This window comes from Streptomyces fumanus, assembly GCF_014655295.1.
Taxonomy (GTDB): domain Bacteria; phylum Actinomycetota; class Actinomycetes; order Streptomycetales; family Streptomycetaceae; genus Streptomyces; species Streptomyces fumanus.
This window is the reverse complement of the sequence record NZ_BNBI01000006.1, coordinates 238,638-264,490: the sequence shown is the minus strand read 5'-3', so window position 1 is coordinate 264,490 and position 25,853 is coordinate 238,638. Positions and strand designations below refer to the sequence as shown.

The window sequence follows — 25,853 nt, the reverse complement described above, 5'->3', positions numbered from 1 at the left end:
CGATGAACCATCTCGTGATTCCTGACGCATACCCATGCGCATTCTGCGATTATCTAACAGGTAATCGGCCGTTCACAATCCTCCACCGAGAAAGCATGGCTGCTGTTCTTGTTCCGCGAGAACAGCGCGGGATCTCGCACTTGCTGGTGGTAACGACGCGTCACGCTCCAACGCTTCTCGACCTCTATGAGGCTGAGGCGCACGCAGTCATAGATTTGCTTCAGAGAGCATCTAGGGCCATTGATTCGACTGATCGACGCCCAGGAATCAGCGTGTGGCAGAATAACGGAGTAGACGCGCACCAGGCGATTCCACATTTCCACTTCCATGTGGCCGGTACAGTGGAAGGGGGTAGCACCAACTGGAATAAGGTCCCTGAACTAAGCATTTCTGAAACAGATCGTATCGCCGAGCGGTTGCGCTTGAAGTTCTAAGTCCTGCTGGCAAAGAGATTAGGAATCACTCGCGAGCGCATTAAGCTCGCGCCTCTCCGACGTCAGCCGCCTGAAACATACCGTGCATGGCCTTATTGAATTTCTGCACCGCTTCGTTCCAGAAGCGCAACGGGAGGATTAAGCCGATACTGGATAAAATCTCGTGTAGCTCATCGAAGACAGCGTCGGACTCTGCCTCAGCGCCAAGTAAACGCATTTTTACGTTCCCTACTGCCCTAATGGCAGCATGAATACTTAGTGGGGGCACTACCAATGGATATGTTGGCTTGTTCAGCACCCATGCTGCCCCGAGTTCCATTAGGCAGTACGGTCTAGTCAAGAACGTCTCACTGATTAACTCAATAACAACGGCCGAATTAGTCAACGTTTGCTGAAGGTGATGGTGCACATTTCGACCGGACGGGATTCCGGTGGAGTTTTCCGAAGAGAAGAAGATCTTCCCATTTGGGACACCACCGAGAACTAGGTGGTCTTTCAAAGCGCAAGCCAAGTCGCGGTCTGCCGATGCATGGCTAATGAAGATACACTTCCCGGAACTCATCTCGCCCTTGGATGGTGGGATGGCGGCGAATTCTGCGGCACTTTGCGCCGAATATCCGTCTAGTGTCAGTCGGAAGCGATCTACTGCGGCACTCAGGACTAGATCGACCCTTCCCTGAGCCGAGGCTGCTCGGATTGCAGAGTTGATCTTGGATTTCTTGCTGGCCATCCGGCCGGGGCGACTATACGCCTCACTGAGGCCGTAGGCAGAGAAAAAGGTGTCAGTTTCCGCGCCGGGAAGATCGGCTAGAGCATCCACAAGATCAAGAAGGAGTTTGCCAGACCACCTGCCATCCATGCGCTGATCGTACTGGCTGGGTGATGATGCTGTCTCCCCTTTCATGTGGTTGTGTCCGTTAAGCGATCATGGGCTGCCCGCCACTGTGCGCCAGATCGATGCGCCTCCCTTTCTCGAAGCGCCTGGTGCTCGCGAGCGGAGACGACCCACTCGTTCATACGATCGGGTGCTCCTCGTGACCCATCGCGTCCGCTGTCCCGGTGTGTGGAGCTCGTATCCCATAGCGAGGACCATCGGTGGGCACACCCATGGCTCGCCATCCAGTGGCTTCCGTCTCGGTTCTCGTCTCATTCAGCTTGCTTCGTGAACGTTCATCCGAGGATCAAACCGTGTCGAGGCAGCCGCGCGGTCTCCGATGTACGCAGGTGAACACGCCTGCACAGAGCACACCGATCCACCACTACAGTTGGAGGATCGAGTTGACCTGAGAGCAGGGTGTGTACTAGGCCCGGCCAGCGATAAGTGATCAGTTCGAGGCGTGGAGATCATCATCGCCAGTGCCATAGCCGCTCTGGGGACTCTGCTCGGCTCGGGGCTCACCTGGCCTTTCAGCACCGCACCACCGACAAGGGGCTTCAGTCACCCGCTATGAGAGGCTTCGCCAGGAGCGCGATCCCGGCCAGCGCTCGCTGCGGATCGTGCGCTGGCCGCCGCCGAGCGGTCCGGAGACCCGGTGCAGATCGGGGCCGCAGCTCGCCGTGTCGCCAAGAGTCTCGTCTACCAGGAGCGTCCGCGGGCCGCCGTCGAGTTCGCTACGGCAGCCGCACGGCGTCTCTCCAGCGACCTCACCCGGCGCGGGCCGCTCGGCCTGTCCACCCTCGGCATGCTGTACCTGTCCGCCGCGCTCGCCGAGTCCTCGCAGGAGAAGACGGCTGCCCGTGTCCGCGCGGCCGGCGGGTACGTCGACGAAGCGGGCGAGGCGGCAGCGCGGCAGGGCGCGGACCTCGACGAGGACTACACGCAGTTCGGACCGACCAACGTGGTCCTGCACCGGGTGGACATGCTGCTGCGGTTCGAGGACGGCTGGTCCGCGCTCGACGCGGCAACGGAGGCGGAGCCGGGGGCGCTGGCCAGGATGACCCGCGAGCGGCAGGCCGGACACCGGGTCGCGATGGCACGCGCTTCGCTCCTGACCCGGCGCAAGGACGATGCCGCCAAGGCGCTCCTGGCAGCCGACGAGCTGGCGCCCGAGGAAGTCCGCAGTCGGCCGGACGCCGTGAACCTGGTCAAGGACGTGGTCGGCGTGACGGCCGACCCGGGGCCGGGCTTGCGCGCGCTGGCCCGGCACTGTGGACTGCGCGCATGACCCGAGTGCTCTACCTCATCGCCTGTGCCGCCGGCCCCACCCAGTACGTCGATGAAGGGGTGCGCGTCGCCCGGGCCGACGGCTGGGACGTGTGCCTGATCCTCACTCCGTCCGCCGCCGCCTGGTGGGAGCCGCGGATGCAGGAACTGGTCGAGCTGACCGGGCATCCGGTGCGGTCGCGGTACAAGCTGCCGTGGGAGAAGGACGTACTGCCGAAGGCGGACGCGATGCTGGTGGCGCCCATGTCGTGCACCACGCTGAACAAGTGGGGGGCCGGCATCAGCGACACCCTGGCGATCGGTATCCCGTCGGAGGCGGTGCACATGGGGGTGCCCGTCGTGGCGATGCCCTACTTCAATCAGGCACAGGGCGCACAGCCCGCGGTGACTCGCTCCATCGCCGCGCTGCGGGAACAGGGTGTGCTCTTCCTCGACGGGCCGGACGGGTACGAGATGCATCCGCCGAAGCAGGGGGACCCGAAGTCGTACCCCTGGGACAGGGCACTTGCCGGCGTGCGGCGCCAGGTGAGTATCTGACCGTCGAGCATGACGAAACGGCCCCCGCCACCCGCATGTGACATCGGCGGCAGAGAGGCGGGGGGGAGCAGGGGAGGCAATAGATACGGTCATGGTCCGGCGTCCGGCTGTTCCGTGCGGCCGGTGTCGGTGGGTGGTGGAGGTGCCGGTTGCCGGTGCTGTCGGGTCAGGCCCGCCTGTACCGCGCTGGCCAGTACCCGTGCGGCGATTCCGACGAGCAGCAGACCTCCTGTCATCTGCGCCATCGTGAGGATCCGCCCGGTGCGGGAGCGTGGCGTGATGTCTCCGAAGCCGACGGTGGCGAACGTGGTCAGCGTGAAGTACAGCGCGTCCGTCCTGGTGAGCGGTTCGCTGAAGGAGTCGGGCGCGGAGCGGCCCAGCATGTAGTAGGAGCCGGCGAAGAGGACGAGGAACAGCACCAGCGTGGCGGCCAAGCCCTCGATCGCTTTCAGGCGTGGATGAGGGGAGCGCGTGATCGCCCGTACCTCCCAGCAGAACACGAGGAGGACCGCGAGCAGGCCGCACACCAGCAGCAGCGAGGTGCCGGCCGTGAGCCGCTCGTCCAGGGGAAGCACGTAGTAGGCGGTGACGAGGCCGACGGTGACGGACAGGGCCCGGGCGACAGCGACGAGGGTGGCGCGTCGGCGGGATCGTGCCTGTCCGGAAGCGGTCCCGTTCCCGTCCCTGCCGCCTGGGGGCGTATCGCTCATCTCGCGTCTCTTCGCTCTTCGTCTCGTCCGGTTCCGGTGGGCCGATCGTTCCCGGTTCCGGCCTCATCGCCCCGACGGCGGGTAGGGATCACCCCTGACGGGTGACCCCGTCCCCGCGTGGCGTCCAACGTTCCTCCGCCGGGTCCTGGGCTCCCGCCGCGATCAGGCGGGCTACGGCCAGCGGCCTGCACAGGCGGGCGGGCGTGGTCAGCGGGACCGACCAGTACGACGCCGTGCCCCGTACGGGGAACTCGACGGTGTCCAGCCTCGGTACGCCCAGGTACGTGCCGTGGCCCAGGCACTCGACGTCGTCCTTGCGCCAGTCGTCCACCGCGTCCCGCCAGGTCCTCGGCACGTTCGCCGGGACCAGGGCGTAGTACCGCGGGCCGTGGATGTCGCAGATGACCGGGCCACCGCCCAGGGTCTCGTCGAGTACGGCGTCGATGTCGGCGGGATCGGTGCTCGCGGCGACGGCCTGGACGACGCGGCCGGGGATGCGGAGGGCGGAGAACAGGGTGCCGAGGGCGAGCACGGCGATGCCGTGTTCGGCCCACTCCGCGCGGGCGTCACGGGGGGACGGGTGGGCGGAGAGGAGCCAGTCCGCGACGGTCAGGCATCGGTCGACATAGGGGTGTGAGGGTACGCCGGGTTCCGCTTCGGCCAGTCGCATGGTGGGCTGGGTGTCGCGGCTGTGCGCGGGGTCGCTCGGCATGGGTGGGGCCTCCACGGTCGGTGTGCTCCGTCTCGCCCACCGACCGTAGGCAGCGGCCAAGTCCGCAATGCTCACAAACCTGTGAGCATTGCGAGCACCTCTACAGACCGACCCAGGTAGCCATGTAGTTCAGCGTGTCCGGGGTACGACGGGCTGTGCGGACCAGACCACGGATCGTCTCCCGGGCGCCCGGGTGGTAGCGCGTCTGCTCCGGTGCCACGCGCCGCGCTTCGATGAGGTGCTCCAGTGCCTTTCCGGTCTGGCCCGTCTCCAGCTCCGTACGCGCCCGGTCGATCAGGAAGTGAGCACGCCGTGATGTGGCCAGCGACGCCGGCAACCGCACCTTGCGGGCTTGCTTCAGTGCATCGTCGTACTGGCCCATCTCCACAGCCGTCGACACGCGGTGCAGCGCCACGTTCGTCGGGCTGAAGGAAAGCCAGTGCACTTCGGAGGCGTCTCCGATCCGCCTCGCCACGGAACGGGCCTCGCCGAGGTGCCGCTGAACAGCGTCCCCGTTCCTGGCCCGCGCGTGGATGACGGACGCTCCCAAGTGCAGTTGGCCCGTCACAGCGAGGCTTTCCCGTGTCGTATCCGCCTGACCGACGATGCCATGGCCGGATGCGATGAGTCGTTGGCCGATCGTGTACTCGCCCTCCCGGAAATAGACCAGGGCTCGCATGTACTGGCGGACCGCCCCTAAGCAAGGGTCGGAGGCGCGTTCGGCTGCCCAGCCCATACGGTCCAGGGCGACAGCGGACAAATCGTAGTAGCCGAGCTTCACGCTGATGTCGTGGGCGGTTCGATACGTCGACGCGAGGGCTCTCCACACCTCAGTCGAGGGAGTGGCCCAGGCGGTGTGCGTCAGTTCGGCGATCGCCGTGGGCAGTGCGCGGGCCGCGTTGCGCAGGTGTGTGGCCCGTACTTCCTGGCAAAGACGGTCCGCTCTCACCAGCAGGTCTGCGGTTGACCGCACGGTCAGATCCGGGTTCGGCCCCAGGTCGTACAAGTCGAGGGCTTCGCGGATCGGTCGCACCAATTCGGCGAGTCGGTCGCGCTGCAATTCGGTTATGTAGGGCTGCCCGGTCAAAACGGTGACATCGATGTTCAGAACGCGCGCGACAGCGGCGACGAAGTCGGCTGTCGCCACACGCGCACCGCACTCCACCTGGTTCAACAGACTGTATGAGTACGGCATACGAGCGGCGAGCTGGCGCTGAGTAAGCCTGGCCAGTCTTCGCTGTTCCCGGATGCGGGTTCCTGTGTGGGCGTCGTCAGAAGAGGGCACGCTGGTCTCCTCGGTCCTCGCCGGAACTAGCAACGGTACGTGCGCGGACCTGCGCAAGTCAGGCGTTGGCCACCGACTCCCCCGGAAGCGGGGGCGGTTGCGAGTGATCCACCGCGCAGGGTGCTATAGCCGTATGACTCGCACCCTGTATCTGTTCGCCAGTGCCGCGCCGCCCGTGTTCGACATCGCCGGGGTGGTGGAGGACGCCCAGGCGCGGGGCTTCGACGTCTGTGTGGGGCTGACGCCGACGGCGGCGGGGTGGCTGGAGGGAAGCCTCGACGGGCTCGCGGTGCTGTCCGGGCATCCGGTGCGGTGGGAGTACAAGCGGCCGGGGGACGCGGATGTGTGGCCGAAGGCGGATGTGATCGCGTTCGCGCCCGCCACGTTCAACTCGGTGAACGCTTGGGCGCAGGGCATCACCCGGGACTTCGTGATCGGCGTGGTCGCGGAGGGGATCGGCAAGGACATCCCGATCGTGACCATGCCGTGCGTGAACGCGGCGTACGCCCGGCACCGGGCGTTCCAGCGGTCGGTCGAGGAGCTGCGGGAGATGGGGGTGGAGGTGCTGTACGGGGAGGGAGCATTCGTGCCGAATCAGCCTGGGCAAGGGCGGCCGGAAGAGTATCCCTGGGGGGTGCTGCTGGACGCGGTGGTCCGCCGGGTCGGGACGTGACGGCGGACGGGACGGCAGGACGTGACGGCGGACGGGACGGCAAGACGTGACGGCGGACGTGACGCGGGGGCCCAGTCCGGGGCTCGCGGAGACCTCCACGGCCGCGCGTCGAGTCCGCCGGGCCCGCTGTGATGAACCTGTCGCCCGGGGTCCGGGTGCGGGGAGGGGTTGGGGGCGCATACTGGGGGCAATGACTAAGCCTGCTGCACTGAAGCGTCATTTGCCCACCAGCCCCTTCAAAGCCCCGGTCGCGCCCGCTCCGAAGCAGTTCGCGGTGGGTGACCAAGTGACGCACGACGTGTACGGCCTCGGCCGGGTGGTCGGCGTCGAGAGCGGGGTCGCGGTGCTCGTGGACTTCGGCTCGGCTCAAGAGCGGATCTTGAGCCCGTACACCAAGATGACCAAGCTCTGAGGGGACCTCTCATCGAACTGACCTCGCTGTTCTCCGCCCCGGAAGGGACGCCCCGCAGCTCCGCCGCCGTATCGCCGCCTCCCGTCACGGACCCCTTCCGGGCCCCGGACTTCGGGGAGGACGAGGGTGCCGGGTACGAGGACGGGGAAGGGGCTCCCGTATCGTCGCCCCCATGGTGACCGCGATCGTTCGTGAGTGGAGTGACGAGGAAGGGTGGGGGGTGCTCGACTCCGCGGAGACCCCGGGGGGTTGTTTCGGGCACTTCTCCGACATTCAGGCGCCCGGCTACCGCACGCTGTCGGTCGGCCAGGAGGTCGACCTCGTCTGGGAAGCGCCCGGCTTCAAGCAGGACGGGTATGACTATCGTGCGGTGAGCATCACGCCTCGGTCCGGCTGAGATCGCGTTCGGGCTTCGCCGGCTGGCTCCGGATCCGTTCAGGGTCCGGGGCCTTTTTCGTGCTCGAAAGTTTCGGTGGTGTTCGGGTGAGTTGATCGGATCGGCTTGGAGGGGGTGTGTTCGAGGGGTCGTCGGGTGGGTTCTTCTCGTTATTGACGTGCACATAGTCGCGTCGACGGTCATCTCCTCAGCATCGAATGTTTCGGATACCGTGCCGAAACTATTGACACCTGGCAGGGACATATCAAAACTGTGTCCTCCCATCGGCCTCATGAGGACGAGGAGGACAACGCGCACATGAACCTCGCACCCGCACACCGCACCAACCGGAGACGCGGCCGGTTCCGGCTGTTCGTCGCCGGGGTCTGTACGACCGTGCTGGCCGCTGTCGTGGCGTTGACCATGCCCGGCACCGCGTACGCCGACACGGTGATCAACTCGAACCAGACCGGCACCGACAACGGGTACTACTACTCCTTCTGGACGGACTCCCCGGGCACGGTCTCCATGACGCTCAGCTCGGGCGGGAACTACCGCACCTCCTGGAGCAACACCGGCAACTTCGTGGCCGGCAAGGGCTGGGCCAACGGCGGGCGCCGGGCCGTGACGTACTCGGGGTCGTTCAACCCGTCCGGGAACGCCTACCTCGCGCTGTACGGATGGACGTCGAACCCGCTGGTCGAGTACTACATCGTGGACAACTGGGGCACGTTCCGGCCCACGGGGACGTTCATGGGGACGGTCACCAGTGACGGCGGTACGTACGACATCTACAAGACGACGCGGTACAACGCGCCGTCGGTGGAGGGGACCAAGACCTTCGACCAGTACTGGAGCGTGCGGCAGTCGAAGCGGACGGGTGGGACCATCACCACCGGCAACCACTTCGACGCGTGGTCCCGCGCCGGGATGCGGCTGGGCAGCTTCAACTACTACATGATCATGGCGACCGAGGGCTACCAGAGCAGCGGCAACTCCAACATCACGGTCGGGGACGGGGGTTCCGGCGGCGGTGGTGGCGGGGGCGGCGGCGGTGGTGGCGGTGGTGGCGGTACCGGTGGGTGCTCGGCCACGCTCTCCGCGGGTCAGCAGTGGAGCGATCGGTACAACCTCAACGTCTCCGTCACCGGCTCCAGCAACTGGACCGTCACCATGAACGTGCCGTCCCCGGCCAAGGTGCTGTCCACCTGGAACGTGAGCAGCAGCTTCCCGAGTGCCCAGACCCTCATCGCCAAGCCCAACGGCAGCGGCAACAACTGGGGGGTCACCATCCAGCACAACGGGAACTACACCTGGCCCTCGGTCTCCTGTACCGCGAGCTGACCCCCGTACCGCCGAGGCTGGAGGAGCACCCCGTATGAGAACCAGATTCCGTCTCCCCTTGCGTGCCCTGGTCACCGCGACGGCCGCCGTCTCGCTGGCCGCCGCCGGCACCGCCGCCGCCGACGCCGCGCCGGAGCGGGCCGCCGCCTGCAACGGGTACGTCGGGCTCACCTTCGACGACGGCCCGTCGAGCACCACGTCGAGCCTGCTCAACGCGCTGAAGCAGAACGGGCTGCGGGCCACCATGTTCAACCAGGGCCAGAACGCCGCCGCCAACCCGGGGCTGGTCAAGGCCCAGGTCGACGCCGGGATGTGGGTCGGCAACCACAGTTATACGCATCCGCACCTGACGCAGCTCGGGCAGGCGCAGATCGACTCGGAGATCTCCCGGACCCAGCAGGCCATCGCCAACGCGGGCGGCGGTACGCCGAAACTGTTCCGTCCGCCGTACGGCGAGACCAACTCGACCGTGCGGTCGGTGGAGGCCAAGTACGGGCTGACCGAGGTGATCTGGGACGTCGACTCGCAGGACTGGAACAACGCGAGCACCGACGCGATCGTGGCGGCCGTCGGGCGGCTCACCAACGGGCAGGTCATCCTGATGCACGACTGGCCCGCCAACACCCTCGCCGCGATCCCGCGGATCGCCCAGACGCTGGCCGGCCGCGGGCTGTGCGCCGGGATGATCTCGCCCTCGACCGGCCGTGCCGTCGCTCCCGACGGCAGTGGCGGGGGTGGGGGCGGTGGCGGTACCGGTGGGTGTACGGCCACGCTCTCCGCCGGGCAGCAGTGGAGCGATCGGTACAACCTCAACGTCTCCGTCACCGGCTCCAGCAACTGGACCGTCACCATGAACATTCCCTCCCCCGCCAAGGTGCTGTCCACCTGGAACGCCAGCACCAGCTTCCCCAGCGCCCAGACCCTGGTCGCCAAGCCGAACGGCAGCGGCAACACCTGGGGCGTCACCATCCAGCACAACGGGAACTGGAACTGGCCCACGGTCTCCTGCACCGCGAGCTGACCCGCGTACCGGTGGCGCGGCGGCCCGGCCGTCGCGCCTTCGGCGTGCCCGGACCCGGCGTGCGTGGACCCGGCGTGCCCGGACCCGGCTCGCGCGGACCCGTCTAGCATCCGTGGCATGACATCTGACGCAACTGAGTCCTCCGCCTCCCCCCTCGACGTCACGATCGGTGCCCTCCAGGGCGGTGCCGCGGATCTGGGGCAGTACGCCGGGAAGGTCGTGCTCGTCGTGAACGTGGCCTCCAAGTGCGGGCTGACGCCGCAGTACGAGGGCCTGGAGCGGCTCCACGAGCGGTACGCCGAGCGGGAGTTCACCGTGCTCGGCGTGCCGTGCAACCAGTTCATGGGGCAGGAGCCGGGCAGCGCCGACGAGATCGCCGAGTTCTGCTCGGCCACGTACGGGGTGACCTTCCCGATGACCGAGAAGGTCGAGGTGAACGGGGAGGGCCGGCATCCGCTGTACCGGCGGCTGGTGGGCTTCGCGGACGCCGAGGGGCACAGCGGGGACATCCGCTGGAACTTCGAGAAGTTCCTGATCGGCCGTGACGGCCGGGTCGTGGCCCGGTTCGCGCCGGGGACCGAGCCGGAGGCTCCCGAGGTGATCGCGGCCGTCGAGGAACAGGTGGCGTAGCCCCGGGACAGAGCCGAGCCCTCTCGGCTAGGACGGCGGGCTGGTCGAGAGGGCTCTGCGGGATCTCTGTCGCCGCGGGATGTCCCCTCAGGGCGGGGACCTCGGAGTCAGGGCCTCAGGTCAGGACTTGACCGAGGCGACGAACGCGGTCCAGGCGTCGGCCGGGAACGCCAGGTTCGGGCCCTCGGGGACCTTGGAGTCGCGGACGAACAGCTCCTCCACGGCCGGGGACCTGACCTCGACGCACGCGCCGTTGCCACCGGAGTAGGAGGACTTGACCCATGCGTCCGTGACGCCCTGGAGAATCGCCATTTCTGTGCTCCTGTCGCGAGTTGCCGAATGTGCATGCCAATGTCTGTGATCGTTGGCGTGATCGACGCTACTCGCTGCGCTCCCCGTTCGGTGGGCCCATTCACCCGACCGGATGGCATATTCCAAGGGAGTCTTCCAGGATCGCGTGACAGGGGTGTACGATCCCGCGCCCGGTCAGCGGGCGTCAGCGGGTGTCACCGTGTGTCAGCGGGCGTACTCCTTGGCGACGTCCAGGATGAGTTGCCGTGACTGCTCGACGTTCAGCGCCTGGGCGCGCAGGTGCTCGTACATCACCGTGTACTTCTGCACATCGTGCGCCTTCTCCAGGTACAGGTCGCTGGTCACGCCCTCGATGTAGACCACGCTGGAGTCGGCCGTGTCGGAGAACTCCAGGATCGAGTACTGGCCGTTGATCCCGGGGTGCGCCCCGACGTCGAACGGCAGCACCTGCACGGTGATGTGCGGCAGCTTGGACATCTCGGCGACGTGCTCCAACTGCTCCCGCATGATCTGCTTGTTGCCCACGATCCGGCGCAGCGCGGCCTCGTCCAGGACCACCCACAACCGCAGCGGGTTGTGCTCGGCGGTGACCCGCTCCTGCCGCCGTATCCGGACCTGGACGCGCTTCTCGATGTCCGCGATCGAGGTCTCCGGCAGCGCGCCCGGGATCAGGGCCTCCGCGTACCCGCGGGTCTGGAGCAGGCCGGTGATGATCTGGGGTTCGTAGGTGCGCAGCGACTCCGCGTCGGTCTCCAGGCCGATGTAGACGCTGTACGGGATGTCCCCGAACGCGTGCCACCAGCCCTGCTGGCGGGAGTCCTTGGCCATTTGCATCAGCGAGTCGACGATGCGCTGGTCCTCGACCTCGTACACCCCGCACAGATCGCGGACGTCGCGCTGGCTGATGCTGCGCCGGCCGTTCTCCAGGCGGCTGATCTTCGACTGCGACACCAGGAGCCGCTCCGCGACCTCCTCGGCCGTCATGCCCTTGAGTTCGCGGAGCCGGCGCAGCTCCTGGCCCAGCCGGCGCCGCCGGACGGTGGGATTGACATTGGACGCCACGGGACGTGCACCTCCGGCTGCGTGCCTCGAACTGCTTGCGACGTGCGACGCGGGACTCTCGATGCGTGCCTTGCGACGCGTGACGCGCGACGCGTGACTCGCAACTATGTGTATCTGCTGTTGAGCAGACTGCCACCAAGAGGGTTTCTACCGCTGGGAAACGGTGAATATGCGCCGCGTACACGCCAGTTCGGGCATGACCGCGTGCCCGCATGAAGATGCGGCCGCGCGGGGCGCGGACCGTGTCGTCGTCCGAACGGACGGTCCTTCGCCCCGCGCGGCCGGCGGCTCCCGTACCGGGTCTCAGGGGACTGTTCGGTGCGGCGGCGGTGCGGGTGTGCTGGGTGGTCCCGGCCTCAGTGGGCCGGGACGCGCGCCATGGGTCCGCGGCGCGGTTGCGCCGGGACGCCGCGGGCGGGTTCCGGTACCGGCCTGGTTCCGGCGGTGGCCTGGCGGCCGGCCGGGGCCGGGGCCTGGGCCTGGGTGCGGCGCGGCTGGGCCGCGACGCCGTTCTGGACGTCCATCACGGCGTGCGCCACGAGGCCGCCCATGGGGTCGTGCCTGATCAGGTCCCGGAGGCGGGAGCGGGAGGACCGCCCCTCGTTCCCCGGGTAGAGGTGCTTGCCGAGACCGACCGCGTGGGCCAGCGCGGCGAGCGCGGCGGTCCGCGGGTCCGGCGGTACGCCGGTGCGGATCGCCGAATCCAGCCGGGACCTGATCTCCCGGCTGATCGCCGTGTCCGTCGCCTGGTAGCGAGTCGTCGGCAGCACCCCGCACATCTGGCCGGCCACGGCATGCACCATGCCGCAGCGCTCCAGATGCGAGAGGTACGTCTGGCGGAGCCCCAGCCGGGGTCCGCCGATCCAGTGGACGGCCCGTACCGGGGCGCCGCGCCTTCGCAGCAGCTCCAACGCGCAGTCCAAGGTCGGATCTCCAGTCGGCCGTGGCACCACCACGGCGATACGATCCCCGTCTGGGGCTATCCGTCCGGCCAGTGCCAGCTCGACGAGCTGCGCTCCGGCCAGGCCGAGGTCGAGCGACTGCGGCTGCGCGGTGGTACCCGTGGCCGGGTCCAACGCCAGCAGCAGAAGCTCCTCCGGAAGTGTTCTGCGGCTCCTGCCCATCCATGCCTCCCCGCGTGGATGAATGACAGGGTGACCCCTCTCACATTGGTCTGTCGAGGGTGCGTGACCTGTTTGTAAGGGAACCGGCAGGTATGTCGTTCTCGTCTACCGCATGGGTCCAGGCCGTACACAGGACACTGGTACATGGTTCGGACAACGCCGCGAGCGGTGTTCCGGGCGGCGGTTCACGGTTCGGTAATCGAGGAGGCATCGGTGGCGGGCGAGTCCCCCGACAGGTCGAAGCAGCGCGAGTCGTCGGCAGAACCGACGTCGGGGAGTGCGGGTCCGGTTCCCGAGGCCCGGACGGAGTCGGAGCGGGGGGCGGGCGAACCGCGCGATCCGCGGCTGACGGTGGCGCGGGAGTCCGCGGGGCGCCCGGCGGGCGCGACGGTGGATACGGCGACGCGGGTGTTGTCGGTGTCCGGGGAGACGGAGAAGCCCGAAGGCTCCGACGCGTCTGATTCATCCAGTTCGTCCGGTACGTCCGGTGATACGCGGTTGCAGGCGGCGGTCGCCGCCTGGGTGCGGCCCGGAGACCGCGCCGAGGGCGAGAGCGAGGACGAGGGCTCCGAGGGGCCTGCGGGCGCCCAGGAGGCCGCGGAGGGGGCTTCCAAGGCCGCGGACGGCGCGGAGGCGCCCGAGGGGGCCTCCGGCGCGCGCAAGGGCGCTGAGGGGCGCGAGGACGACTCGGACGCGCCGGATGTCGGCACCGATGCCGGTGACAGCGACGGTGACGGTGACGAGAAGCCGGACGCCGACACCGACAAGGTCGACGAGGCCGACGAGGCCGACACGGCCGACACGGCCGACACGTCCGACCCCAAGGACGCCGACGAGCCCGACGACGCCGAACCCGCCAAGGCCGACGCCCCCGACGCCCCCGACGCCAAGGACAACGCCCCCGAGGACCCCGACCCCGACACCCCCACCACCGTCTTCAAGGCCGTACGCCCCACCACCCCCGCCCCCGCCGTCGACCAGCCGACGACCATGCTCAAGCTCGGGGACGTCAAGCCCGGGCCGGAGAAGCCGGCGAAGAAGGACGAGTCCGAGCCCGAGTCGCCCGCTGAGCGCACCAGCAAGTTCGTCGCGCTGAAGCCGCTGGACGACTCCCCGGCCGCCAAGCCGCCGGCGGCGGAGCGTACCGCCGTGGTGCCGCAGATCGGGCCGGAGCGGACCACGCAGCAGCCGGTGCCGCCGAAGCCGCCGCTGGATCTGCTGGCGGAGCTGACCAACACCCCGCCGCCCCCGCCGACGCCGCTGCGCACGCTGGCCCGGCGGGTGAAGATCTGGACGCCGCTGGCCATCCTGCTGGTGATCGTCTTTGCGGTCGTACAGGCCGTGCGGCCGCTGCCGGAGCCCACGCTGCGGCTCACCGCGCAGGAGACGGTGTCGTTCGAGGGCGGCAAGCCCTCCGTGCCGTGGCCCGGGCAGGGCCAGGCGGCGATGGATGTCAACGGCATCGGCTCGTTCGGCACGTCCGGCGCGCAGAAGCCCGTACCGATCGCGAGCATCGCCAAGGTGATGACGGTGTACGTGATCCTGCGCGACCACCCGCTGAAGACGGGTGACAAGGGCCCGAAGATCACGGTCGACGCGGCGGCGCAGAAGCACTACGAGACCGGCAAGGCCGAGAACGAGTCGGTGGTGAAGGTCACCGAGGGCCAGCGGATCACCGAGTACGAGGCGCTCCAGGCGGTCATGCTGCCGTCCGCCAACAACATCGCCAAGCTGCTGGCCCGCTGGGACTCCGGCAGCGGCTCCGAGGACGCGTTCGTCGACAAGATGAACAAGACCGCCGAGGAGCTGGGGATGAAGAACACCACGTACACCGACCCCAGCGGGCTGGACAAGACGACCGTCTCCACCGCCGAGGACCTGGTGAAGCTGGGGCGGGCCGCGATGGAGAACCCGGTGTTCAAGGAGATCTCCCGGCAGCCCAGCTATGTCGACCTCAACGGCGACCAGCAGAACAACTTCTTCGGGCTGGTGCCGACCGTGGCGATCGGCATCAAGACCGGCACCACCACCGCGGCGGGCGGCAACATCCTGTTCGCGGCGGAGAAGACGGTCGGCGGCAAGACCCAGACGATCATCGGCGCGGCCCTGGGCCAGTACGGGCGCAACGGCACCGCCAACATCGACGAGGTCACCGGCGTCGTACAGAAGCTGATCGAGGCGGGGCAGGACGCGCTCACCGCGAAGACGATCGTGAAGAAGGGCGAGGTGGTCGGACAGGTGGACGACGGTCTGGGCGGCACCACCCCGGTGGTCGCCACGAAGAACGTCACCGCCGTCGGCTGGTCGGGCCTGACCGTGAAGCTGGAGCTGGACAAGCCGGACGACGGCTCGGTGCCGCACTCGGCGGCGGCCGGCACCGAGGTAGGGACGCTCACCGTCGGCGACAGCGGGAGCGACAGTGCCATCAAGGTGCCGGTGGCCCTCCAGCGGGATCTGGCCGAGCCCGGCTTCTCGGAGAAGCTGACCCGCGTGGCCTGACCCTCCGCACGCCCCCCCGGTTCCTTCACGCACCCCGCCCGGCAGTCGCCCGGCGGGGTGCGTGCTAGCGTCACGAAACGGGCAAGGTGGCCGGTCGCGGCGGCGCGGGCGTGGACCGCACGGAACGGGACGGGACGCGGCCGAGAGCGAGAAAACGGGACACGGGGAGTGCCTTCAGGTGGCCACTGCGGAGCCGACACGGGCCGACGACGCCGATCCCGGGCCGGGCAACGGCCCCCGGGAGCCGGGCGGCGGCCCGCGAATACCCGCCACCACGGCCGGGGCGGCCGCCGCGCCGGAGCGGTCCGCCGGCCGGTTCGCCGGGCTCCGTGAGCGGGTCCACCCGGTGCTCTTCGTCACCGTGCTCTCCGGGGTCCTGCACGTCGTCTGGTTCTTCACCTTCGCGAACAGTGGCGGGGATCTCGCCGCGCAGGACGCGTGGGCGGAGTTCGTCGGCCGGCACCCGGCCTCGGCGTACAACCTGGCCTGGTACGGCGGGATGCACCCGGTGTCGTACAGCGTGGTGTCGCCGTATCTGATGTCGGTGCTCGGGGTGCGGACCACGATGATGATCGCGGGGACCGTCTCGGCCGGGCTGCTGACGCTGGTGCTGCTGCGCAGCCGGGCGGTGCCGAACGCGCTGTGGGCGGCGCTGGCGGGGCTGTTCGGGCTGCTGTGCAACGCGGCGTCGGGGCGGGTGACGTTCGGGCTCGGCACGATGTTCGCGCTGGGCGCGGTGGCCGTGGTGTTCTGCTGGCCGCGCCGGTGGCGGTACAAGCGGTGGGCGAAGGCGCTGTGCGCGGCGCCGCTGGCCGCGCTGGCGACCATGGCGTCGCCGGTGGCGGGGCTGTTCGTGGGCCTGATCGCGGTGGCGCTGTTCCTGCAGAAGCGGCGGCCGGGCGCGTGGGCGCTGGGGCTGGCGCCGGCCGCGGTGGTGGCGCTGTCGGCGTGGCTGTTCCCGTTCTCGGGGACGCAGCCGATGTCGTTCGGGTCGGCGAGCCTGCCGATGCTGTACGCGGTCTTCGTGTTCCTGGCGGTGCCGCGGGCGTGGGTGACCGTGCGGATCACGGCGGCGGTGTACTTCCTGGCCGTGCTGCTGGTGTGGCTGATCAGCTCGCAGATCGGGTCGAACATCACGCGGCTGGCGATGCTGTTCGCGGGGGTGGCGCTGGTGGCGGCGCTGCCGTTCGCGGTGCCGAGGTCGCGCAAGTGGTACGCCATCGTGATCGCGTGTGCCGGGTTCGCGGTGTGGATCGGCTACAAGTCGGTGGACGACGTGGTGCACACGACGCCGGCCGCGTCCTGGGCGCGGGAGCTGGCGCCGCTGGTCAACGAGTTGCAGGAGGTCGGCGCCGAGCGGGGCCGGGTCGAGGTGGTGCCGGCCCGCTCGCACCGGGAGGCGTCGGCGCTGGCGCCGTACGTGAACCTGGCGCGGGGCTGGAACCGGCAGGCGGACATGGAGCGCAACCCGCTCTTCTACGACGACACCCTGAACTCGGCGAACTACCACGAGTGGCTCAAGCGCTGGGCCGTGCACTTCGTGGTGGTGCCCAAGGACGAGCCGGACGGGGACGGCGGCGAGCGGGAGCGGGAGCTGGTGCAGCGGGGGCTGCCGTATCTGAAGCAGGTCTGGGGGGACGCCAACTGGCAGTTGTTCGAGGTGGTGGAGCCGACGCCGCTGGCCGAGCCGAACGCGGTGGTGCAGCGGGCCGACCAGGGCGAGTGGACGCTCCAGGTGCGGCGGGCGGGCCGGATCCTGGTCCGTATCCCGTACTCGCCGTGGCTGAGCATCGTCGACGCCGAGGGCCGCAGCCTGGAGCCGCCGCGGGAGACGGAAGCCTCGAAGAACCGGGCGGAGGGCGAGGCGAAGTCGTACGAGAACGTGAACGGCTGCCTGATGGAGACGGCGGAGGACGCGGACGGCGACCGGTGGACGGTGCTGCTGGCACCGAAGGCGGGTACGTACCGGCTGGCGGCGCCGTACCAGTTCCCGAGGGGGACGCCGTGCCCGGAGGAGTGGCGCGAGGAGCGGTAGCGCCGGCCCTGTGCGGGCGTTCAGGTAGCTGAACGGGGATCAGCGGACCGAACTTTTTTACCCCCTCTTGACCTTCCCCTTCCTTGTCGTGCCTGCGTCAGCGCACTCACGATGAGCGGGCCGTTCACAAGGCGGACCCTGGAAGGGGGCACATGAACAGTCTCGACTGGGCCGTGCTCATCGGCTACTTCGCCGTGATGGTCGCCATCGGCGTCTGGTCGCACAAGCGCGTGGACAACGTCAGCGACTTCTTCACGGCCGGCGGCAAGATGCCCTGGTGGCTCTCCGGCATCTCGCACCACATGTCGGGCTACAGCGCGGTGATGTTCACCGGGTACGCGGGCATCGCCTACACGTACGGCGTCACATCCTTCGTGACGTGGTCCTTCCCCATCGCGCTCGGCATCGCCATCGGGTCGAAGCTGTTCGCGCCCCGGATCAACCGGCTGCGGTCGAGGCTGCACGTCGCCTCGCCGCTGGAGTACCTGAAGAACCGGTACAACCTCCCGACCCAGCAGGCGCTGGCCTGGTCCGGGATGCTGCTGAAGATCGTGGACGTCGGCGCGAAGTGGGCGGCCATCGCCACGCTGCTGTCGGTGTTCACCGGCATCTCGCTCAACCAGGGCATCCTGATCACCGGTGTGATCACCGGCATCTACTGCACGATCGGCGGCCTCTGGGCGGACGCGCTGACCGAACTCGGCCAGTTCGTCATCCAGTTGCTCGCCGGGATCGCGATGTTCGTCGCCGTCCTCGCCGAACTCGGCGACTACGGCGGCTTCTTCGGGGTCTGGGACGAGCCGGCCCTCCAGGGCCATGAGAAGCCGCTGGTCGGGCCGTACAGCACGGTGTTCCTGCTGGCGTTCCTGTTCATCAAGCTGTTCGAATACAACGGCGGGATGCTCAACCAGGCCCAGCGGTACATGGCCACCTCGTCCGCCAAGCAGGCCGAGCGGTCGGCCCGGCTGTCGGCGGTGCTGTGGCTGGTGTGGCCGCTGGTGCTGTTCTTCCCGATGTGGATGTCGCCGCTGCTGGTGGAGGCGCAGAAGCCGGACGGCTCCGACTCCTACGGCCTGATGACCGAGCAGCTCCTGCCGCACGGTCTGCTGGGCCTGGTCATCGTCGGCTTCTTCTCGCACACCATGGCCATGTGCTCCTCGGACGCCAACGCCATCGCGGCGGTGTTCACCCGGGACGTGGCGCCGGTGCTGTCGGCGCGGGCCCGGGCCTGGAACGAGCGCAGCGGCCTGGTCGCGGCCCGGCTGACCACGGTGGTCTTCCTCGCGCTGTCGATGGCGGTGGCCACCCAGGTCAACTCGCCGACGTTCAAGGACATCATCACCGTGGTGATCAAGTGGGTGGCGGGGCTGATGGGGCCGATCGCCATCCCGATGATGCTCGGTCTGCTGCGGCCCTTCCGCCGCTCCGGACCGACGGCGGCGCTCACCAGTTGGGCGACCGGTCTGCTCGCCTTCTGGCTGGTCAACTACCCGATCAACTGGAGCGTGGACGGCGGTGTGCCGCTGGAGTACCAGGTGTCGGTGCCGCTGGCCGTCTCCCTCGTCCTCTACGTCCTGATCGGCTTCCTCAAGCCGGAGGACACCCCGGAGCGGCTCGCGATCATCGAGCGGGTGAACACGGACGGGGACGGCGGCGCCGGTGCGGGTGCCGCCGCGGCGGTCCCGCGGCCGGCCGACGGGACGGAGGACGCGGTCGTGACGCGGGTCAAGGACTGAGCCGCGGAGGTGTAGGTGACGAGGGCCCCGTATCCCCGGCTCGCTCGCGGGGGTACGGGGCCCTGGTCATGGCCGTCCGGGTCAGCCGCGCAGCACGCGGCCCTGCTTGTCGGTGCGGTCCTTGCTGGTGAGGAAGAGGATGCCGTCGATCAGCGCCCAGATACCGAGGCCGCCGCAGGTGAGAAGCTGGGCTATGCCCACGCCGACGGAACCGACGTAGAAACGTCCGATGCCGAGGCCGCCGAGGAAGATCTGGAGGAGCCCCGCCACGATCTTGGACTTGTCCGAGTACGGGCGGCCGAGCGGGTCGACGCCGTAAGGGGCCTCGGGGGTGGGGACGGTCATGAGTACTGCTCCTGATGGTTTTACGTGAAACACCGGGACGGAGTGTCCTGGTGGTGGCAGGAGGTACGTACGTCATGCGTCGTCACCGGGCGCGCCCTGACACGGCACCCGGCGGTTCCCCCCTGTGAGGGGTGAGCATAGGGAGGCCGAGGGGGCTGGGGGGACTGCGGTGAAGAGATCGTGCCAGTACCGTGATCAAACGCGGTCGTCAGGGGCCGACGAGATTGCGGGCCACGGTCCAGACGACGGCGGTCACGAGGATCGCGGCCTGCGTACGGCGGCCGAGGCGGGGGCTCCAGCGACGTCCGCGCAGCCCCTCCCAGCTCCAGCGGGCCAGCAGCGCGAGGGCGAACGGGGCGGCGAGCAGCAGGAGCCGGTTGTCCGCCCACGCCTGGGCGAGGTGGCCGTGCATCAGGTCGTACACCATGCGGGTGCCGCCGCAGGCCGGGCAGAGCAGGCCCGTCACCAGGTGGAACGGGCACGGGGGCAGGAACTGCCCGGACTGGTGCGGGTCGGTGGTGTAGAGGTACGCGGCGCCGGCCGCCCCCGCCGTGAGGACGGCGAGGGGTGCGGCCGCCGTCGCCTCAGCCACCGCGCAGCACCCGGCCCTGCGCGTCGGTGGTCTCGTTGCCGGTGACCAGGATGATGCCGTCGATCAGCGCCCAGATCCCGAGGCCGCCGCAGGTGAACAACTGGGCGAGGCCGATGCCGACATGGCCTATGTAGAAGCGTCCGACGCCGAAGGTGCCGAGCACGAACTGGAGGACACCGGCGACGATCTTCGACTTCTCGCTGTACGGGCGGCCGAGGGGGTCGTAGCCGTAGGGCGCGTAGGGGTCGCCGGTGTAGGTGCCGGGAGGGACGGCGCCGGGGTAGCCGCCCGGGGGTGGGTAGCCGCCGGGGGGCGGGGGCGGGTAGCTGCCGGGGGGCGGGGGCGGGTAGCCGCCGGGGGGCGGGTAGCCCTGGTATCCGTAGCCGGGCTGCTGGTAGGCGCCGCCGGGCGGGGGACCACCGGGGTGCGGGCCGCCGGCGTAGGGGCCGCCGCCGGGATACCCGTATCCGGGCTGGGAGGGCGGCTGTTGCGGCGGCTGTGGCTGCTGCGGTGGCTGTGGCTGGTCCTGTTCGGACACTTGTTCTCCCCCGGTGGGACGCGTGCGTGATCAGGTCATCTTGCAGCAGACGCCGAGCCGGGGGAAAGCCGGTCAGGCCCTCGGGTACCGCGCCAGCCAGGCCGGGGAGGCACCGGCCGGGCCGTGCAGGGCCGGGCCCTGGGTCATCTCCATGGCGAAGTCGTCGGCCAGTTCCAGGATCGTGGGCCGCCCCTCCAGCTCCGCCAGCCAGGCCGGCGGCAGGGCCGTCTCGCCGTGCAGCGCGCCGAGCAGTCCCCCGGTCAGGGCGCCGGCCGCGGCGGCGGGCCCGCCGTGGTTGACGGCCAGCCGCAGGCCGTGCCGGACGTCCTCGCCGACCAGGGCGCAGTACACGGCGGCGGCGACCAGGCCCTCCGCGGTGCCCGCGCCGGCCAGTTCGGCGACCCGCCCCGGGGTGGGCATGCCCTGGCGCACGGCGCCGAGGGCGCGCTGGAGGGCGTCGGTGACCGGCGGGTGGCCGGGGCGGGCGGCCAGCAGGGCGAGCGCGCGCTGCACGGCGGCGTCCAGGCTCTCGCCGCGGGCGAGTCCGTGCACGGCGAGGGCGTACGCGCCCGCCGCGAGACGGGCGGTGGGGTGGCCGTGGGTCTGCGCCGCGCACTCGACGGCCAACTGGGCGACGAGCTGCGGCTCCCAGCCGACGAGCAGCCCGAACGGGGCGGACCGGGCGGCGGCCTCCGGGCCCCGCTCCCCCGGGTTCTTCGGCGTCTCGGGCGTCCCCATGGTGGCGTCACCGAGGCCGAGCAGCAGGGCGCGGGGCGGCTCCCGGCGGGCGTAGAGCCACTCCTCCCGGGCCAGCCAGCCGTCCTCCTTGCGGCGCTCGTCGGGGCCCCAGTCGCGCTGGGTGGCCGCCCACCGCAGATACGCCCGGTGCAGGTCGGTCGGCGGGTGCCAGGCGCCGGTGTCCCGGCGGACCTGGGCGCGGATCAGCCCGTCGACGGAGAACAGGGTGAGCTGGGTGAGGTGGGTGACGGCACCGCGCCGGCCGTACGCGACGGCCAGGTCGACGATGCCTTCCGCGCCGTGCGCCGCGCGGATCTCCTCCGGTGCCATGCCGTCCACGGGGGCGCCGAGCGCGTCTCCTACGGCCACGCCGAGGAGGGTGCCGCGCACCCGGCTCCGGAAGTCCTGCTGCTCGGCACGGCCCCAGACGGCACCGGCAGTCGCACCCACTTGACCTCCCCGGGCACCGTCCGTACGTACGACGTCCAGCACTGTAATCGAATGGGGACGCCCCGTTCAGGACAAGAAGGATGCCGGGCCGGTGTGGAAGGGGTGTGGATATCCGGCAGCCCGTTCACGAGTTCGTGAGGTCCCCGGCGTCGCTCCGACCAACTCACAGGTCCCCACGGTCCGGTGCCACCTCCGCCCACACCGTTTTCACCGGGCCCGTGCGCTCGAAGCCCCAGCGGTCCGCGTATGCCTCCACGATGAGCAGCCCCCGGCCGCTCTCCGCCAGCGCGGGGTCCTGGACACGCGGGATCCTCTCGCACCGGGCGTCGGTGACCTCGATACGGACCGTGCCGGTGTCACTGCGTGACAGGGAGAGGCGGAAGTCGCGGCCGGGTACGCGGCCGTGCAGCACGGCGTTGGCCGCCAGCTCGGCCGCGACGTGCGTCGCCTCTGCCGACGGCACGTCCCAGTCCTTGAGTTGACGCTCCGTCAGCAGTCGGGCTAGCCGTGCCCCCCTGCGGGTCGCGGACAACAGGATCGTCATTTCGGGGGCGGATTTACCGGTCATGTCACCCAGCGTGGCGTCCCATCCCTACCGTGAACAGCCTTGGCCACAGTACGCACGGTCACTGTCCGGGCGCCGAACGTGGCCGTACGGTCGGTACGACGGGAGGGCAGAGGTGGAAGACGAAGAGGCGGCGGCCGTGCTCAAGGCGGTCGGCCGGCAGATCAAACTCTGGCGCGAGGCCGCGGGCATGCGGCAGGTCGAACTCGGCGCGGCCATCGGCTACAGCGAGGAAATGGTCTCCTCGGTGGAACGCGGCCGCCGCGTCCCCAAGCCGGAGTTCCTCGACGCGACGGACGAGGCCCTCGGCGCGGACGGCAAGATCGCCGGCATGAAGGAGGATGTGGAGCGGGCTCGGTATCCCAAGAACGTCCGGGACTTGGCCAAGCTGGAGGCGGAGGCCGTCGATCTGGGGGCCTACGAAGCGCTGCACGTGTACGGCCTATTGCAGACGGAGGAGTACGCCCGCGCGTTGTTTGTGATGCGGCGACCTGCGTACACGGAGGAGGAGATCGAGCGGCATGTAGCAGGGCGCATGGCCCGGAAGGCCATTTTCGACCGTGTACCCCACGCCATGCTCACCTTCGTTCAGGAGGAGGTGACGCTGCGCAGGCCGATCGGGGGCAAAATGGTGATGCGGCGGCAGCTCGAACATCTGCTGGAGGTAGGGCAGATGCGACATGTCGTGATCCAGGTGATGCCGACCGATCGGGATGAACACGCGGGGATGGCCGGGTCGTTCCAGGTGCTGAAGCTCCGGGACGGTAAGACCCTCGGACACTCGGAAGGCCAGTTGTACAGCCGCGTGATCGCCGATCCACGAGACGTCCAGAAACTCGAAATGCGCTATGGAATGATCCGAGCGCAGGCCCTCACGCCCCGTGAGTCGCTGGCCTTCATTCAGAAAGTTCTGGGAGAAGAGACATGAAGCTCGCGTTGAAGTGGTTCAAGAGCAGCTACAGCAGCAACGACGGTCCCGCGTGCGTCGAGGTCGCCATCACCGCCCCCACTGTCCACGTCCGCGACTCCAAGGCCAAGGACCGCGCACGCCTCACCTTCACCGACGACGCCTGGACCAAATTCCTGGCAGCCATGGAGCAGTCATGACGCCTGCACTGGTCTGGCGGAAGAGCAGCTACAGCGGCAACGACGAGCCCGACTGCGTCGAAGTCGCCACGACTTGGGTCAAGAGCAGCTACAGCAGCAACGACGGCCCTGAGTGTGTCGAGGTGGCCAGGACCTGGGTCAAGAGCAGTCACAGCAGCAACGACGGCCCCGACTGCGTCGAAGTCGCGCTTTCTACCCCCACCGTCCACATCCGTGACTCCAAGGACACCGACCTCCCCCACCTCACCTTCCACGCCACCCCCTGGGAGAACTTCCTCGCGTTCGCCGGGCGGGGCTGAGGGGCAGGGAGAGGGCATGGTCACTTCAACTCAGGGTCGTGCCCTCGGGCTTGCCGTCACGTTGCTCACCGGGGTCGTCGCGTTGTACATGACGCTGGTCGCGTTCGGGAACATCACCGACTTCGGGACCAACCGGGAGTTCGTGCGGCATGTGTTCGCCATGGACACCACGTTCAAGGACGACGATCTGATGTGGCGGGCGATCACCACCCGGTGGGTGCAGGACGCCGCGTACGTGCTGATCATCGTCTGGGAGACGGTCGCCGCGCTCGTGCTGCTGTACGGGACCTGGCTGTGGGCCCGGCGGGAGCCGGGACGGGCCCGGCGGTTCTCCACGTACGGGCTGTTGATGGTGATGCTGCTGTTCGGGGCCGGGTTCATCGGGATCGGCGGTGAGTGGTTCGCCATGTGGCAGTCCGGGGACTGGAACGGGCTGGACGCCGCCACCCGGATCTTCCTGGTCAGCGGGGTCGTCCTGATCGTGAACCACCTGCCGGACGGCGACGCTACTCGATCACGCTGACCGTCGTCCCCGCCGTCGCGAACGCCCAGAGCGCCTCGCCGTCCGCCTTGTGCACGCGGATGCCGCCCGTCTTCACGCCGGAGGCGGGCGGTGGCGGCGAGGAGCCGTCGACCGCGTTGGAGAAGCCGACCGAGATGCCGTCGGCCAGGGCGAAGTACACGATGTGCTCCACCTCCACCCCGTCCGAGCCGGTGGTCGCCTCCGTACGGGTGCCCACCGTGTAGCTGCCGGGATCGGGGCTGACCGTGCCCGGCCACACCGTGAAGCTGCGCCGCGTGGCGTCGCTCGCGTCGACCAGCCAGACCCGCTTGTCCCCGAGCGCGTACACGATCCGCCGCCCGGTGCCGGAGCCGTCCGGCACGGCGGGCGTCGCCGACGCCGAGGGCTTGGGCGTCGGCTTGGCGTCGGCCGTCGCCGAGGCGGAGGGCCGGGCCTGCACCGCGGCCGTCGGGTGCGGCCCCTGCTCCGCCTGCACGGCCAGCGCGGTCACCACCACGAGCGCGCCCGCGGTCAGACCGGTGACCCAGGCCCACGAGGGAAGTCGGGCAGGCACGGGCACGCATCTCCTCAGCTACGAAAATCCTCCGATCATCGTACTGTGAGCCGCCTGTCCAGCGTCACGGGCCGGAGTTCTCGGGCGACGGCGGACCGGCGAGTTCGGGCAGGCGCAGCCCGTGGTGCACAACGGAGAAGGACAGGTCGGTGAGGTCGACGTCGCACAGGTGGGCATGGGCGCGCAGCAGGGCGACCGCCTGGTCGGTGGAGAGCCCGTGCCGGTAGCTGATCATTCCGGTGGCCTGGTGGATCACCGCGTCGACCGGCAGCAGCAGGCCCCAGGCGGCCTCGTCCTCCTCCGGCGTCAACGTGGACAGCAGCAGCAGTTCGGCGGCGTGGGCGTGGGCGCGGGCGGTCTCCAGGTCGGCGTCCGAGAGCCGGCCGGGCCGGTCGCCGTACAGGGAGAGGACGAGGCCGGTCTGCCCGGCGGTCCCGGGCCCGTTGACCACCGGGACGGTGAAGACCGACCGGATGCCGTGGGCGCGGGCCTGCGCGGCGAACACGGGCCAGGACCGGGTCACTTCCGGGTCGTCGAGGTCGGTGGCGAACACCGGCGCGTGCCGGCGCAGCGCCTGGATGCACGGTCCCTCGCCGAGGTTGATCTGCAGGGCCTCGCCCCGCTCGGCCAGCGGGCCGTCGGCGGCGAGGGAGGCCCGCTGGGCCAGCGCCGCGTCCGCCGCCAGGGTCAGGCCCACCGAATAGGGCGCGTCGAGCGCCTCCCGGCACGCCCGGGTGATGCTCCGGGCGGGGGCGGGGTGGTCGGCGTGCCGGGAAGCGAGGAGTACGGTCTCCACCCGGTGCCCGGTCATGGGACGGCGCTGACGGCGGGAGGGGCGCAGCCCTCGGGAATGCGTGCGGACACGGCGGGTTCCGATCTTGGCATTCACCGCCGATGCTGCCCGGAACCGGAAGCCAATGTCAGGTAGCTGGAGTGGGACGGTTCCGTCCTCTTGGGTACGGGCAGCTTGTCTTCTCACCGAGGGTACTCCTCCGCCCGCCCCCGGCCGGTTCCCCGGGAGAACCGGCCGGATTCCCGCCCTAGACTCAAGGGTGCCGCGTCGCGGGGACCGGCGGG

30 protein-coding genes are annotated in these 25,853 nt (G+C 69.3%); 16 read left to right on the top strand and 14 right to left on the bottom strand.

Annotated features, from left to right (window positions below; translation table 11 throughout):
- Nucleotides 1–2: 2 nt before the first annotated feature.
- Nucleotides 3–434, top strand: a complete 432-nt coding sequence (locus IE316_RS36245) for an HIT family protein (RefSeq protein WP_190204891.1) — start codon at nt 3–5, stop codon at nt 432–434.
- Between the two features lie 40 nt (nt 435–474).
- On the opposite strand, the gene IE316_RS15430 is transcribed toward IE316_RS36245, so the two are convergent.
- Nucleotides 475–1,293 (bottom strand): toll/interleukin-1 receptor domain-containing protein, encoded by an 819-nt coding sequence (locus IE316_RS15430; RefSeq protein ID WP_190204890.1) that lies wholly within the window; start codon nt 1,291–1,293, stop codon nt 475–477.
- A 673-nt stretch (nt 1,294–1,966) separates the two neighbouring features.
- Between IE316_RS15430 and IE316_RS15425 the strand changes: the two genes are divergently transcribed.
- Both IE316_RS15425 and IE316_RS15420 read left to right on the top strand, forming a co-directional pair.
- A complete protein-coding gene (locus IE316_RS15425; RefSeq protein ID WP_190204889.1) occupies nt 1,967–2,599 on the top strand; it encodes a hypothetical protein in 633 nt (210 codons plus the stop codon).
- The gene (locus IE316_RS15420; RefSeq protein WP_190204888.1) at nt 2,596–3,135 is read left to right on the top strand and encodes a flavoprotein; all 540 of its coding nucleotides are present in this window, start codon (nt 2,596–2,598) and stop codon (nt 3,133–3,135) included. Before IE316_RS15425 ends, IE316_RS15420 begins: the two co-directional genes overlap by 4 nt.
- A gap of 89 nt (nt 3,136–3,224) precedes the next feature.
- On the opposite strand, the gene IE316_RS15415 is transcribed toward IE316_RS15420, so the two are convergent.
- The 3 genes from IE316_RS15415 to IE316_RS15405 form a co-directional block, all read right to left on the bottom strand.
- Complete coding sequence (locus IE316_RS15415; protein WP_190204887.1) at nt 3,225–3,845, bottom strand: potassium channel family protein; 621 nt, start codon at nt 3,843–3,845, stop codon at nt 3,225–3,227.
- A gap of 88 nt (nt 3,846–3,933) precedes the next feature.
- The gene (locus IE316_RS15410; protein WP_190204886.1) at nt 3,934–4,557 is read right to left on the bottom strand and encodes a hypothetical protein; all 624 of its coding nucleotides are present in this window, start codon (nt 4,555–4,557) and stop codon (nt 3,934–3,936) included.
- 100 nt (nt 4,558–4,657) lie between these two features.
- Nucleotides 4,658–5,842 carry a helix-turn-helix domain-containing protein gene (locus tag IE316_RS15405; RefSeq protein WP_190204885.1) on the bottom strand — a complete coding sequence of 395 codons (1,185 nt, stop codon included), beginning with the start codon at nt 5,840–5,842 and terminating at the stop codon, nt 4,658–4,660.
- A 133-nt stretch (nt 5,843–5,975) separates the two neighbouring features.
- Between IE316_RS15405 and IE316_RS15400 the strand changes: the two genes are divergently transcribed.
- The 6 genes from IE316_RS15400 (at nt 5,976) to IE316_RS15375 (ending at nt 10,298) form a co-directional block, all read left to right on the top strand.
- Nucleotides 5,976–6,515: a flavoprotein gene (locus IE316_RS15400; RefSeq protein WP_190204884.1), complete on the top strand. Its 540-nt coding sequence runs from the start codon at nt 5,976–5,978 to the stop codon at nt 6,513–6,515.
- Nucleotides 6,516–6,705: 190 nt separating this feature from the next.
- Nucleotides 6,706–6,927: a hypothetical protein gene (locus IE316_RS15395; protein WP_190204883.1), complete on the top strand. Its 222-nt coding sequence runs from the start codon at nt 6,706–6,708 to the stop codon at nt 6,925–6,927.
- 172 nt (nt 6,928–7,099) lie between these two features.
- Nucleotides 7,100–7,324 (top strand): S1 domain-containing protein, encoded by a 225-nt coding sequence (locus IE316_RS15390; protein WP_190204882.1) that lies wholly within the window; start codon nt 7,100–7,102, stop codon nt 7,322–7,324.
- Between the two features lie 297 nt (nt 7,325–7,621).
- Complete coding sequence (xynA, locus tag IE316_RS15385; protein WP_308438925.1) at nt 7,622–8,647, top strand: endo-1,4-beta-xylanase XynA; 1,026 nt, start codon at nt 7,622–7,624, stop codon at nt 8,645–8,647.
- A 34-nt stretch (nt 8,648–8,681) separates the two neighbouring features.
- Nucleotides 8,682–9,668, top strand: a complete 987-nt coding sequence (locus tag IE316_RS15380; RefSeq protein WP_190204881.1) for a polysaccharide deacetylase family protein — start codon at nt 8,682–8,684, stop codon at nt 9,666–9,668.
- Nucleotides 9,669–9,785: 117 nt separating this feature from the next.
- Nucleotides 9,786–10,298 carry a glutathione peroxidase gene (locus IE316_RS15375; RefSeq protein WP_190204880.1) on the top strand — a complete coding sequence of 171 codons (513 nt, stop codon included), beginning with the start codon at nt 9,786–9,788 and terminating at the stop codon, nt 10,296–10,298.
- Between the two features lie 120 nt (nt 10,299–10,418).
- Here IE316_RS15375 and IE316_RS15370 read toward each other — a convergent pair whose 3' ends face one another.
- From IE316_RS15370 to IE316_RS15360, 3 genes are all read right to left on the bottom strand, one after another.
- Nucleotides 10,419–10,610, bottom strand: a complete 192-nt coding sequence (locus tag IE316_RS15370) for a DUF397 domain-containing protein (protein WP_190204879.1) — start codon at nt 10,608–10,610, stop codon at nt 10,419–10,421.
- Between the two features lie 204 nt (nt 10,611–10,814).
- Nucleotides 10,815–11,672, bottom strand: a complete 858-nt coding sequence (locus IE316_RS15365; RefSeq protein ID WP_190204878.1) for a helix-turn-helix domain-containing protein — start codon at nt 11,670–11,672, stop codon at nt 10,815–10,817.
- A 356-nt stretch (nt 11,673–12,028) separates the two neighbouring features.
- The gene (locus IE316_RS15360; RefSeq protein WP_190204877.1) at nt 12,029–12,796 is read right to left on the bottom strand and encodes a GOLPH3/VPS74 family protein; all 768 of its coding nucleotides are present in this window, start codon (nt 12,794–12,796) and stop codon (nt 12,029–12,031) included.
- Between the two features lie 498 nt (nt 12,797–13,294).
- Here IE316_RS15360 and IE316_RS15355 point away from each other — a divergent pair, with 498 nt between their 5' ends.
- The 3 genes from IE316_RS15355 to IE316_RS15345 all read left to right on the top strand — a co-directional run bounded on the left by IE316_RS15355 (nt 13,295) and on the right by IE316_RS15345 (nt 19,066).
- A complete protein-coding gene (locus IE316_RS15355) occupies nt 13,295–15,295 on the top strand; it encodes a D-alanyl-D-alanine carboxypeptidase (RefSeq protein ID WP_308438924.1) in 2,001 nt (666 codons plus the stop codon).
- Nucleotides 15,296–15,473: 178 nt separating this feature from the next.
- The gene (locus tag IE316_RS15350) at nt 15,474–17,330 is read left to right on the top strand and encodes a DUF8823 domain-containing protein (protein WP_190204875.1); all 1,857 of its coding nucleotides are present in this window, start codon (nt 15,474–15,476) and stop codon (nt 17,328–17,330) included.
- A gap of 152 nt (nt 17,331–17,482) precedes the next feature.
- The gene (locus IE316_RS15345) at nt 17,483–19,066 is read left to right on the top strand and encodes a sodium:solute symporter family protein (RefSeq protein WP_190204874.1); all 1,584 of its coding nucleotides are present in this window, start codon (nt 17,483–17,485) and stop codon (nt 19,064–19,066) included.
- Between the two features lie 81 nt (nt 19,067–19,147).
- On the opposite strand, the gene IE316_RS15340 is transcribed toward IE316_RS15345, so the two are convergent.
- The 5 genes from IE316_RS15340 to IE316_RS15320 form a co-directional block, all read right to left on the bottom strand.
- On the bottom strand, nt 19,148–19,411 hold the full coding sequence (locus IE316_RS15340; protein WP_190204873.1) for a TM2 domain-containing protein: 264 nt from the start codon (nt 19,409–19,411) through the stop codon (nt 19,148–19,150).
- Nucleotides 19,412–19,619: 208 nt separating this feature from the next.
- Nucleotides 19,620–20,003 (bottom strand): DUF2752 domain-containing protein, encoded by a 384-nt coding sequence (locus IE316_RS15335; RefSeq protein WP_190204872.1) that lies wholly within the window; start codon nt 20,001–20,003, stop codon nt 19,620–19,622.
- The gene (locus IE316_RS15330) at nt 19,996–20,541 is read right to left on the bottom strand and encodes a TM2 domain-containing protein (RefSeq protein WP_190204871.1); all 546 of its coding nucleotides are present in this window, start codon (nt 20,539–20,541) and stop codon (nt 19,996–19,998) included. The genes IE316_RS15335 and IE316_RS15330 overlap by 8 nt, the downstream gene beginning before the upstream one ends.
- A 72-nt stretch (nt 20,542–20,613) precedes the next feature.
- Nucleotides 20,614–21,729: an ADP-ribosylglycohydrolase family protein gene (locus tag IE316_RS15325; RefSeq protein WP_190204870.1), complete on the bottom strand. Its 1,116-nt coding sequence runs from the start codon at nt 21,727–21,729 to the stop codon at nt 20,614–20,616.
- A 163-nt stretch (nt 21,730–21,892) separates the two neighbouring features.
- A complete protein-coding gene (locus IE316_RS15320) occupies nt 21,893–22,273 on the bottom strand; it encodes an ATP-binding protein (RefSeq protein WP_351056968.1) in 381 nt (126 codons plus the stop codon).
- 136 nt (nt 22,274–22,409) lie between these two features.
- Here IE316_RS15320 and IE316_RS15315 point away from each other — a divergent pair, with 136 nt between their 5' ends.
- From IE316_RS15315 to IE316_RS15300, 4 genes are read left to right on the top strand one after another with little or no spacing between them, the layout of a single operon-like run.
- Nucleotides 22,410–23,222: a helix-turn-helix domain-containing protein gene (locus IE316_RS15315; protein ID WP_190204868.1), complete on the top strand. Its 813-nt coding sequence runs from the start codon at nt 22,410–22,412 to the stop codon at nt 23,220–23,222.
- Nucleotides 23,219–23,401, top strand: coding sequence for a DUF397 domain-containing protein (locus IE316_RS15310; RefSeq protein ID WP_190204867.1), 183 nt, complete (start codon nt 23,219–23,221; stop codon nt 23,399–23,401). Before IE316_RS15315 ends, IE316_RS15310 begins: the two co-directional genes overlap by 4 nt.
- Complete coding sequence (locus IE316_RS15305) at nt 23,398–23,700, top strand: DUF397 domain-containing protein (RefSeq protein WP_190204866.1); 303 nt, start codon at nt 23,398–23,400, stop codon at nt 23,698–23,700. Before IE316_RS15310 ends, IE316_RS15305 begins: the two co-directional genes overlap by 4 nt.
- 16 nt (nt 23,701–23,716) lie before the next feature.
- The gene (locus IE316_RS15300) at nt 23,717–24,223 is read left to right on the top strand and encodes a DUF2165 domain-containing protein (protein WP_190204865.1); all 507 of its coding nucleotides are present in this window, start codon (nt 23,717–23,719) and stop codon (nt 24,221–24,223) included.
- Here IE316_RS15300 and IE316_RS15295 read toward each other — a convergent pair.
- Together IE316_RS15295 and IE316_RS15290 are read right to left on the bottom strand one after the other, a co-directional pair.
- Nucleotides 24,207–24,776, bottom strand: coding sequence for a hypothetical protein (locus tag IE316_RS15295; RefSeq protein ID WP_190204864.1), 570 nt, complete (start codon nt 24,774–24,776; stop codon nt 24,207–24,209). The genes IE316_RS15300 and IE316_RS15295 overlap by 17 nt on opposite strands.
- A 64-nt stretch (nt 24,777–24,840) precedes the next feature.
- A complete protein-coding gene (locus tag IE316_RS15290; RefSeq protein ID WP_190204863.1) occupies nt 24,841–25,587 on the bottom strand; it encodes a GAF and ANTAR domain-containing protein in 747 nt (248 codons plus the stop codon).
- Nucleotides 25,588–25,853 lie beyond the last annotated feature (266 nt).